Origin of the sequence: Winogradskyella sp. A3E31 (genome assembly GCF_046720935.1) — a bacterium.
Taxonomy (GTDB): domain Bacteria; phylum Bacteroidota; class Bacteroidia; order Flavobacteriales; family Flavobacteriaceae; genus Winogradskyella.
In genome coordinates, this window is the sequence record NZ_JBHNWH010000003.1 from 1 (window position 1) to 11554 (window position 11554).

The 11554-nt window shown below is 36.6% G+C and carries 10 protein-coding genes; 4 read left to right on the forward strand and 6 right to left on the reverse strand.

All coding sequences use genetic code 11. The features are described from left to right. The 3 genes from ACFEMA_RS04410 to ACFEMA_RS04420 form a co-directional block, all read left to right on the forward strand. Nucleotides 1-3501 (forward strand): gliding motility-associated C-terminal domain-containing protein (locus ACFEMA_RS04410; protein WP_411766814.1); only part of this gene is annotated, 3501 nt, incomplete at its 5' end. A gap of 18 nt (nt 3502-3519) precedes the next feature. Next, complete coding sequence (locus ACFEMA_RS04415) at nt 3520-4437, forward strand: type IX secretion system membrane protein PorP/SprF (protein WP_411766815.1); 918 nt, start codon at nt 3520-3522, stop codon at nt 4435-4437. 14 nt (nt 4438-4451) lie between these two features. Next, entirely contained in the window at nt 4452-6362 is a 1911-nt protein-coding gene (locus ACFEMA_RS04420; RefSeq protein WP_411766816.1) for an OmpA family protein, read from the forward strand. Between the two features lie 530 nt (nt 6363-6892). Here the strand turns inward: ACFEMA_RS04420 and ACFEMA_RS04425 are convergent. Together ACFEMA_RS04425 and pdxH are read right to left on the reverse strand one after the other, a co-directional pair. Continuing rightward, nucleotides 6893-7390: a CAP domain-containing protein gene (locus ACFEMA_RS04425; RefSeq protein ID WP_411766817.1), complete on the reverse strand. Its 498-nt coding sequence runs from the start codon at nt 7388-7390 to the stop codon at nt 6893-6895. Nucleotides 7391-7598: 208 nt separating this feature from the next. Beyond that, nucleotides 7599-8246, reverse strand: a complete 648-nt coding sequence (gene pdxH, locus ACFEMA_RS04430; RefSeq protein ID WP_411766818.1) for a pyridoxamine 5'-phosphate oxidase — start codon at nt 8244-8246, stop codon at nt 7599-7601. A gap of 75 nt (nt 8247-8321) precedes the next feature. Here pdxH and ACFEMA_RS04435 point away from each other — a divergent pair, with 75 nt between their 5' ends. Further along, complete coding sequence (locus tag ACFEMA_RS04435; RefSeq protein WP_411766819.1) at nt 8322-8732, forward strand: hypothetical protein; 411 nt, start codon at nt 8322-8324, stop codon at nt 8730-8732. A gap of 1 nt (nt 8733) precedes the next feature. On the opposite strand, the gene ACFEMA_RS04440 is transcribed toward ACFEMA_RS04435, so the two are convergent. From ACFEMA_RS04440 to pyrR, 4 genes are read right to left on the reverse strand one after another with little or no spacing between them, the layout of a single operon-like run. After that, nucleotides 8734-9639: a ribonuclease Z gene (locus tag ACFEMA_RS04440; protein ID WP_411766820.1), complete on the reverse strand. Its 906-nt coding sequence runs from the start codon at nt 9637-9639 to the stop codon at nt 8734-8736. A gap of 3 nt (nt 9640-9642) precedes the next feature. Further along, nucleotides 9643-9978, reverse strand: coding sequence for a ribonuclease Z (locus tag ACFEMA_RS04445; RefSeq protein ID WP_411766821.1), 336 nt, complete (start codon nt 9976-9978; stop codon nt 9643-9645). A 3-nt stretch (nt 9979-9981) separates the two neighbouring features. After that, nucleotides 9982-10911 (reverse strand): aspartate carbamoyltransferase catalytic subunit, encoded by a 930-nt coding sequence (locus ACFEMA_RS04450; protein ID WP_411766822.1) that lies wholly within the window; start codon nt 10909-10911, stop codon nt 9982-9984. Between the two features lie 6 nt (nt 10912-10917). Continuing rightward, nucleotides 10918-11457: a bifunctional pyr operon transcriptional regulator/uracil phosphoribosyltransferase PyrR gene (gene pyrR, locus ACFEMA_RS04455; protein ID WP_411766823.1), complete on the reverse strand. Its 540-nt coding sequence runs from the start codon at nt 11455-11457 to the stop codon at nt 10918-10920. Nucleotides 11458-11554 lie beyond the last annotated feature (97 nt).

Genomic DNA, 11554 nt, shown 5'->3' on the forward strand with positions numbered 1-11554 from the left:
TTAACTGTGCCTGCGGACGAAACAGTAGAGTGTACTAATCCTACTGACCCTTCTGCTACTGGTACTGCTACCGGAAGTGATTCTTGTGGTGATGTGACTATTACATTTAGCGATGCTTCGGCGGCTGGATGTGGAAACACGGAAACTATTACTCGTACATGGACGGCTACGGATGCTTGTGGTAACGCAACTTCTGCTGATCAAATAATTACTGTAGTAGATACTACAGCACCGGTGATTGATGATTCAAACGCTGACGATATTGAAATTGAATGTGGTGTAACTCCAGATGGTGCGTTACAAGATTGGTTAGATAATAACGCTGGCGCAACTGCTACGGATAGTTGTGGTTCTGTAACATGGTCTAATGATTATGGACAAGATACTACCGTACAGTGTGAAGATGGTCCAATAACAGTAACGTTTACTGCTACTGACGAATGTGGAAACGCATCTACAGTAACTGCTACCTATTTAATACAGGATACTGTTGCGCCTATTATTACTATTCCAGCTGATGTAACTATTGAGTGTACAGAAGATGAGTCTTCTGCTAATACTGGAGTTGCTACTGGTAGTGATGATTGTAGTGCTGTAACAATTACTGAATCTGATTCTGTAGTTGAGCAATGTGGTAACACAAGAACGATTACAAGAACATGGACTGTTACTGATGCTTGTAACAATTCAGTTTCGGGAGATCAAATAATAACTGTAGTTGATACTACGCCACCTACAATTAGTATTGTGGCTTCAGACCAAACTGTTGAATGTGATGGTTCTGGAAACGTAGATCAATTACAAGCATGGTTAGACACACAAGCTGGTGCCATGGCATCTGATACTTGTGGAACTATTGAGTGGACTAACAACTTCACTGGCTTAAGTGATGGATGTGGTATGACGGGTAGCGTTATTGTAACTTTTACAGCGACTGACGAATGCAATAATTCAGTATCCACTTCAGCTAAATTTGAAATTGAAGATAATCTTGCCCCTGAATTAGTAATTCCTGATAGTGTAACTGTTGAATGTGATGAAGACACTTCTACTGCTGCCCTTGGAGAAGGAACTGTAACCGATGTATGTGACAGCAATGCAACAATAACTTTCAACGATGTTATTACTGACGGCAACTGTGCTGGCAACTATACAATTACTAGAACATGGACCGCTACAGATGCCTGTGGAAATTCAATTTCTGAAGACCAAGTGATTACAGTTCAGGATACTACAGCACCAGAGTTAACTGTGCCTGCAAGTGTTACTGCAGAATGTGACGAAGACGTCTCAACCGATGCTCTTGGAGTTGCAACTGCAACGGACAATTGTGCGACTGATATTGAAATCGTATTCAATGATGTTATTACTGACGGTGACTGTGCTGGTAACTATACGATAACAAGAACATGGACTGCTACTGATGAATGTAACAATTCAGTTTCTGCAGATCAAACTATAACTGTTCAAGATACAACAGCACCAGAATTAACTGTTCCAGATAGTGTAACTATTGAGTGCGACCAAGATAATTCTACTGACGCATTAGGTGTTGCAACAGCGACTGATAATTGTGATGCAAATCCTAACGTAACATTCAATGATGTTGTTGTTCAAGGAGAGTGCGCTGGTGAATATACAATTACAAGAACATGGACTGCTACTGACGAATGCGGAAACTCAGTTTCTGCAGATCAAACTATAACTGTACAAGATACAACACCACCTACAATAACGTTGCCAGCTGATGTGACTTTAGAGTGTACTGATAACCCAGATCCTACAAATACTGGATTTGCAATGGTAACAGATAACTGTAGTGCTGGTTCTGTGGACTATGCTGATACAATTACACAAGGAGATTGTGCTGGTGAATACACCATCACAAGAACTTGGACAGCTATGGACGAGTGTGGTAATATGTCAACTGCAGATCAAACAATTACGGTTCAGGATACAACTGCACCAGAATTGATGGTACCTGCAAGTGTTACTGCGGAATGTAGTGACGACCTTACAACAGATGGATTAGGAACAGCTACTGCTACAGATAACTGTGACTCTAACCCTACTGTAACTTTCGAAGATGTAACAGCTGAAGGCGACTGCCCAGGTAGCTATACTATTACTAGAACGTGGACAGCAACAGATGAATGTGGAAATTCTGTTTCTGCGGATCAAACAATAACTGTTCAGGATACAACAGCACCAGAGTTAACAGTTCCTGCAGATGTAACCGCTGAATGTAGTGATGATGTCTCTACTGATGCTTTAGGTTCTGCAACAGCAACTGATAACTGTGATGACAACCCTAACGTAACATTTACGGATGTTATTACGCAAGGTGATTGTGCTGGTGAATATACAATTACAAGAACATGGACTGCTACAGATGTATGTAATAATTCTGTTTCTGCAGATCAAACTATAACAGTTCAGGATACAACAGCACCAGAGTTAACATTACCAGATGATGTGACAATAGAATGTACTGAAGATACTTCAGTTGATAGTCTAGGTTCAGCATCAGCAACTGATAATTGTGATGATAACCCACAAGTGACATTTACTGAAAGTATTGCTGCTGGTGATTGTGTTGGAAACTATACAATTACAAGAACTTGGACTGCAGTGGATGAATGTGGAAACTCTGTTTCAGCAGATCAGACAATAACTGTTCAAGACACAACAGCACCAACATTAGCAGATGGAGTGGATTTTGAAACAAACATCTCTGTATTATGTGATGAAATACCTGATGCACCGTCCTTATCCTTTGTAGATAACTGTGCAACCGATTTAACGGTAACTTTTGAAGAAAATTCATCTCAAGGCAATGGTTCTGGTGATTACGAAATCGTAAGAACATGGACGGTAAGTGATGGCTGTAACCAAGTAACCTTTACCCAAGTGGTAAGCGTTTCTACTGCAAATGTCACTGTAACTGATGGAGATAGATGTTATGATGATGGAACTATCGATTTATTCGACTTCCTATCAGGTAACGTAGATCCTGATGGAACGTGGTCTGTACTTGTTGGTGATGTTACCTTAAATGGTAGCCAGTTTGACCCAACTATTGATATGACTGATACTACTTTAACATTCTTATACGCTGTGCCAGATGGGCCTTGTGCAAATGATATTGAAGTGGATGTGTTTATCAATGATGATTGTGTTGTTGAACCAGTACCACCTTGTGGAAGAGAGTTTGTAGAGATTTCTAAAACGGTAACACCAAACGGAGATTTATTCAACGAAGTATTTGAAGTTGGAGGAATTGAAGACTGTGGATACGAAGTACAACTTCAAATCTTTAACAGATGGGGAGCGATTATATACAAAGACGATAATTACTTAAACACCTGGAGAGGTGAAGCCCCAAGTGGTTCTGTAGGTAATTCAAATTTTGTACCGACAGGAACGTACTACTATATCATTAATTTAAGAAACAGTGGATTTGAGCCATTTAGTGGTCCTATTTACGTTGCAACTAAGTAAAAAATAAAACTGATACCTATGAAGTTAAATAAGATTTACATAATAGCAATAATGCTGCTGACAGGTTCAGGAGTATTTGCTCAGCAACTTCCGCAGTTCACGCAATATATGTTTAATACAATTTCTATTAACCCAGCTTATGCAGGTAGTAGAGGAACATTTAGCGCTGTTGGATTGCACAGAAGTCAGTGGGTAGGCCTTGAAGGAGGACCAGAAACACAAACCCTTTCCGTTCATGCCCCACTAAAGAACGAAAAAGTAGGCTTAGGTCTTTCATTTATAAATGATGAACTAGGATTTGAAAACTTTTCATACTTATATGGAGACTTTTCATATACGATTCAAACCGGAGAAAATTCAAAATTAGCTTTTGGTATAAAAGCTGGTATGACGAGTTATACTCTTGACGCTGATTACCAAGCTGAAGAAGGAGCAGATCCAGTAGTATTTGGATTTCAAGACCGTTGGAAACCTAACTTTGGTGCTGGTATCTACTGGCATAGTGAAAGATGGTATTTAGGTCTTTCGTCTCCAAGAATCCTAAAATCGGATTATAACGGTGAGGATGATTTTGAAGCACTAGAGCGTTTAAGTTATTATGCTACTGCAGGATATGTCTTTGATTTAAGCGAGAATGTTAAGTTAAAGCCAGCAGCTTTATTAAAAGCTACAAATGGTGCACCACTTTCATTCGATGTAACAGCCAACTTCCTTTTCTATGATAAGTTCTGGATTGGTGGAGGCTATAGAGTCAACCAAAATGCATCCTCTTTAGGAATGTTAGCAGACTGGCAAGTATCTAAACAGTTAAGAATTGGATATGCCTACGAATATCCATTATCGGATATCAGAAATTACACAAGTGGTACTCATGAAGTTATCCTTATGTTTGAGGTCTTTAAAAGTACAAGAATCAAATCCCCTAGATACTTCTAAAAAAGCAAACTATTATGAAAACAAGATTATTACTTATATTATTTGCTCTGTGTTTTTCTTCGAGTTTTGCTCAGAAGAAACTAGCCGACAAATTCTTTAAAAATTACGGTTATAGTAAAGCTATTGAGCTTTACGAAGAAGCCGCTGCCAAAGGAGATAGCTCTATGCACGTATTAACACGTCTTGGTGACTCTTACTATAATAATTCAAAGACAGAAGAGTCTGCAAAATATTACGAATTGGCTGTTCAGAAATATGAAGACGACTTAGAGGCCAAATATATCTACAGATATATTCAGTCTTTAGTAAGTACAAAACGATACGACGAAGCTACTGCTTGGGCTGAAAAGCTTAAAGCAAAGCAAGAAGCCGATGAGGAAATGACTGCTTATATCAATGACGATTTTGATGTATATCAACTTTCCCCTGAAACTGATGAACGTCTTATTGTAAAATTGAATAACCTTAGCATTAACTCAGAGTTTTCAGATTTCGGAGCTTACGTTTACGGAGATAAATTATTCTGGGCCTCTGCAAGAGATAAATCGACTGAGTTGTACGATTGGAATTTAGAGCCATTCTTGGATATCTACCAAACATCAATCAATAGAAGCGGAGAATCGGTAAACTATGGCTCTGCTAACAAGCTAGCTTCCAGTAAGATTAACACAGATTATCACGAAGCTTCTATCGCGATTACTAAAGATGGCAATACCATGTACTTTACACGTGACAATGTCACCAAGAAAAACAGGTTAGATTATACAAGAGATGGTACGACCCATTTAAAAATATACAAAGCTGTTAAGGATGAAAACCTTTGGAAAGATCCTGTTGAAGTATCCTTCAACCAAAAAGAGTCTTCTACTGGTCACCCAGCATTAAGTCCGGACAACAAACAATTATTCTTTGCTTCGGACAGAGAAGGTGGATATGGAGGCACTGATTTATATGTGGTTGACATTAATGAAGATGGCACGTATTCTGAACCAAGAAACTTAGGTCCAAACATCAACACTGCTGGAAGAGAATTATTTCCTTCTATCAGTCAGGATAGTACTTTATATTACTCATCTGATGGGTTATTAAACTTTGGATTATTGGATATTTATAAGTCTAATTATTTAAAGGATTCTAGTGCAGAATCTCAAAATCTTGGAGAACCTTACAATTCTGGGTATGATGATTTCGCTTATATCTTTGATTCTGAAACTGAAGAAGGTTATCTAGCCTCAAACCGTGAAGGTGGGCAAGGAAGTGATGATATTTACGGCTTTAACAGCTACTTATGCGAGCAAGTTATTTCTGGTACAACTAGAAATAGTAAAACCAATGAAATCTTGCCAGAAGTCACTGTACGATTAATTGATGAAGAAGGTAAGGTTTTAGAGACCATAACCTCTGATGAAGAAGGTAAATATTCGTTTACTGTACTTTGTAACAGAAAATATACGGTTGCTGGTAGTAAACAAGATTATAAGGAGGATCAGAAAGTTGTTGAGACTGACGATACTAACGAAAAAGTAAACACTGCAGATCTTAACTTAATACCATTAATTGATACAGACCAGATTGTGATTAATCCAATCTTCTTTGATTTCGATAAATGGAACATTAGAACTGACGCTGAATACGAGTTGGAGAACATTGTAGATGTCATGAGAGCACACCCAACAATGGTGATTAAAATTGAATCTCATACGGATAGCCGTGGTAGCGACCGTTACAACATGAAGTTATCTGACAGACGTGCTAAGTCTACAAGAGACTATTTATTGAGCAGAGGCATCGCTGAAGAGCGTATTGAAAGCGCGATTGGCTATGGTGAGACTCAATTACTGAACGAATGTTCTAACGGAGTTAAATGTACTAAAGAACAACACCAGAAAAACAGACGTTCTTACTTCTATATCGTAGAAAAATAATATCTAATATATGTTTATATTAAAGAGCAGCCTTCGGGCTGCTTTTTTATGGAATAAAGACACATATTAATCCCTTAAAATAAAGACAATATAGGCCACAACAAATACTGCTAATGGTATTTGAAAAGAAAGATAATTGAACTTATATAACGGCACATGATATAGTCTACTTGTTATTGGAATTAGCATAAGCACGAAACTCATTAGTCTAACCCATTTGAATTCAATATAATTAGTGAAATTTAACAGTAGCCCAGTAATTCCACATATAGCGTAAAGCTGATCAATACTGCCAAAATTGATACTATTATAGATCAACCAAACAAAAAATGGTATGCCTATCATTTGCCCCATTAAAATGATAAGGTTATATGATATAAGCGAGACTAGTTTTAGTTTGTTATTCACAAATAATGAATATGGATATTAAAAGTAATCATTCAACAGTAATATGCTCAAAAATTGAAGAAAAAAAGCCACGCTTTTCAGCGTGGCTACCATCAAAATATAGTAAATAAACGTATTGAAATTTATCTTTTAATAAACATGTTAGTGTAATACCATTTCCCTTCCTCATTCTGTTCAGCTGAAATATCAAAATCAGTAAAATCACCTTCAATGTTTGCTTTGTGTCCAGGGCTGTTCAACCATGCTGTAACCACAGATTGTGCAGACGTATAACCGTAAGCCACATTCTCTGATACCAATCTAGCATCAGCGTTTTGTTGTAAACTCAAACGTCTTTCCGGGAAATTATCGTGATTTACTTGCTCCGTTTCAACCATATAATCTGTATGCGTATAGGCAACAGCTTTAACGGTATTGTGGTTACCTAAAGCATTTAAGCCTTGCTCAATGCGATATTGGTTTATAAGTTCTAAAATTTCTATCTCTATTTGTTTTGCTTGTGGAGCATGGGTAATCTCAACAGCAGCAATATCATCGTCTGGAAAAGTTTCCGTAGAACACGATGTTAAACTTAGAATAGCAGCAGTAGCCAATAAAGGCAGTATTTTAAACACTTTCATAAGTAGGTTAATAAGATTTGGGACTACTAAATTAGCCTTCCTTCTAGCTTACTATGTTAATGAAATGTTAAAATCGATTAAAAACATGTATTTTGTCGATTTTTAAAGTATATAATCGATGAAATGCACTTTTAGAGTGCTTTTTTATGTATTTAAACGTAAATATTTACATTTAATCGACTGCGAAGTCAGTCGGAAACGAGAATAATTAGGGTGATAGACGCTCTCTATCCCAGTCAGAATTTTGTGCTTTAGTATATCGGATTCTATCGTGCAAACGATTTGGGCGACCTTGCCAAAATTCAATTTCAAGTGGTTGTATGATATAGCCGCCCCAATGCTTAGGGCGAGATATCTCCTTATCTTTATATTGTGATTCTAATTCTAATAAACGATCCTCAATAACTGATCGGTCTCTAATGACCTGACTTTGGTTAGAGGCTATTGCACCTAATCGACTTCCTCGTGGTCTAGATTTAAAATAAGCATCACTTTGTAGATCTGAAACTTTGCTCGCTTTTCCTTTAATAATGACTTGTCGTTCTGCAAATTCCCAAAAAAACGAAAGACATACACTTGGGTTTACTGCTATAGATTTACCTTTTTCACTTTCATAATTGGTGTAAAACACAAAGCCCTCATCCGAATATTTTTTAAGAAGCACTACCCTATTCTTTGGAAAACCATCTAAACCAATAGTAGAAATTGTCATAGCATTAGTTTCCTGATCTTTAAAATGCTCATCAACTTGATGGAACCAAGTTTTAAACAATTCTAATGGATTATCAGGGCATTCATTGAGAAGCAACTCATTTTTCTCATACGACTTTCTATAATGACTTATATCTTTCTCCATTGGTTGCAAAAATTTTTGGCAATTGCCATTTGGCTTTATATTTCGATTACCTTTATATAATGAAACAAATTTAACATGAAATTTGAAGATTCTCCATTCTTTGGTTCAATAAAGTATTCTGTTTTAAGGTTAGACTTCGGGATTTACTATCTATGCGACACTTTTATTGTTGGAGAATTGAATGAAGGTATTCATTTTGATGAAGCTAAAGCCAAAATAATTGGCAAGGAAATTATTAAGTTTTATGGCAAACGGCCTAAGATTTGTCTTATATCAAATCGTGTAAACAGTTATTCTGTCGATCCGCAAAACTGGGTGCGTGTTATGGAAATGTATCCTGATATCTTAAGAGGAAGCTGTATAATTTCTTATAATCAACTATCCAAGTTCAACGCAGATTTAGAAAAACGCTTTTTTAGCGAGTCAATTTTTAGATGCAACAATCTTTCAGAAGCTATTAATTGGGCGCAAAAACATAATGAATAGTTTAAAATTGAAAGGTTTTCCCATCATCAGCTAACTCTGTATTCTTAAAAATTCCCTGTGCTTCAGTCTTAAATTGTTCGGTAGAATCGTATCGTGTAGAGAAATGCCCTAATATCAGTCGTTTTACATTGGCTAGTTTCGCAATCTTTGCTGCCTCTTTAGCTGAACTGTGCTTTGTTTTTTCACATAAGTCGCTGTTCTTTTCCAAAAAGGTAGCTTCATGATAAAGGCCATCAACACCATTAATGATAGGTACAATGTCTTCACTATATGCTGTATCGCTACAAAAGGCATAGCTCTTAGGGAGTTTTGGGTCTTTGGTCACAAGTTCATTTTTAATGAGCTTACCATCTTCATTAACCACATCTGCCCCTTGTTTTAACTTTCTGAAGTATGCTTTATCAATATTTAAATCCCTAGCAGCATTAACATCTAACTTGCGCTCGCCTATTTTTTCCTTAAACAGGAAACCATTGGTGTAAATTCGGTGATCTAACGGAACGGTATAGACTTCTACTTTATCATCTTCAAATATTAATTCTGAAGTTTTTGAAGATAATTCATGAAAAATTAAGTTATAGTTAGTCCAGGACTTTGCTAATTTCATCTGCAGTGTTATCACTTCCTTTAGCCCTTTTGGAGCATATATATGAAGTTCTGTCTCTCTGGTAAGCAATCTAAATGTATTGACAAGACCTACCAAGCCAAAATAATGATCGCCATGAAGGTGTGAAATAAAGATGTGTTTTATACGTGAAAATTTTATTTTATTCCGACGTAATTCAACTTGGGTGCCTTCACCGCAATCAATTAAAAATATATGGTTGTTTATCTCTAATACTTGCGAGGTTGGGTTAGCATCGGTTCTGGGAGTAGCACTATAACATCCTAAAATGGTTAATTTCATAAATTAAAACCCTAAATCGCGTTCAATATCTTCCATCTCAATGATATCATAAGCTTCGTGAAGGGTTGGGACAACCACTATTTCATCTGGCATCATATCCAAGTCGACTTTATCCGACACCACAACAAATGATTTTTTATCACTTCGATGATTGTTGCTTAAACGTAAAAACTCAATGATCTCTTCTAAGGAAATTTTATCTATGCTAGACAAATTAACAATTAAATGATAATTTTTATATCGCTTCTCATAGGATTGTTCAATATTATTCACCAATGTTTTAACCGACGCTTTCTCCTGTGTTATTAGGCAAGTATTGCCATCGAAATCAATAATCATAACCTACAATTTTATTTTAGACGCTAATAAATATATAACTGCCATACGAATGGCCACCCCATTTTCTACCTGGTTTAATATAATAGATTGTTTGGAATCTGCAACATCGCTCGTTATCTCTACTCCTCTATTTATTGGACCTGGATGCATTATGGTTATTTCCTTTTTTAAGCTATCTAGTAGCTCTTTGGTAACCCCAAATTGTTGTGCATACTCTCTTGTGGAAGGGAAATAACTAATATCCATCCTCTCGTTCTGAACTCTTAACATGTTGGCCACATCGCACCATTCTAATGCTTTAACTAAATTCGTCTCAACTTTGACACCTAAATCCTTTATATACTTAGGAAGCAGTGTTTTTGGTCCACACACCATAACATTTGCCCCTTGAAGTTGCAGAGCATAGATATTAGATAGCGCTACTCTACTATGCAAAATATCACCAACAATGACCACATTTTTTCCTTTAACACTTCCCAAGGCCTCTCGTATTGAATACGTATCCAACAGAGCTTGAGTTGGGTGCTCATGGGCACCATCGCCAGCATTTATGATACTAGCATTTATATGCTTAGATAAAAACACTCCTGCACCAGGATTAGGGTGGCGCATAACCACCATATCCACTTTCATGGATAAAATGTTGTTTACGGTATCTATAAGTGTTTCCCCTTTTTTAACCGAAGATTGGGATGCTGAAAAATTTATAACATCTGCCGATAAGCGTTTTTCAGCCAGTTCAAAAGACAACTTTGTCCGGGTAGAGTTTTCAAAAAAGAGATTGGCAATTGTAATATCCCTAAGAGAAGGGACTTTTTTAATAGGACGATTAATAACTTCCTTGAATTGATCGGCAGTTTCAAAAATGAGATCTATATCTTGTGGTGTAAGATATTTTATTCCTAATAAGTGCTTTACACTTAACTCGCTCATTGTCTTTTATTTATTTATAAGGTAAACGGTGTCTTCACCTTCATTTTCTACCCAATTTACTTTTACTTTTTCTCCATTAATGGCATCGACTTGTCGGCCTCTATAATTAGGCTGTATCGGTAAATGTCTACTAAATCGTCTGTCTATTAAAGTCAATAACTCAATATTATTTGGTCTTCCGAACGATTGTATGGCAGTAAGTGCAGCTCTTATGCTTCGACCCGTATAAAGTACATCGTCTATAAAAACGACATTTTTATCTTCAACTATAAAATCGATTTCTGTGGTATTGGCCTCTAGTGGTTTATCACCTCGTCTAAAGTCATCTCTAAAAAAGGTTATATCGAGATCTCCTTTTTTTAAGTTTTTTATTTTATAATCGTCCTGAAGAATTTTAGCCAAGCGATCTGCTAAGTATTTGCCTCTTGGTTGCAAGCCAATTAAAACAGTTTCGGAAAAGTCGTTGTGATTTTCAATAAGTTGACAAGCCAATCGGTGAAGGATGATATTTACTTCTTTAGCATTAAGTAATACTTTTTGACTCATAAAACTTCCAAACGTATTTGGACTACAAAGTTAAACTAAATTATTTGAGTGGCAAACAGTTTCTATTGAACAAAAAAAGCCTCTCATTTCTGAGAGG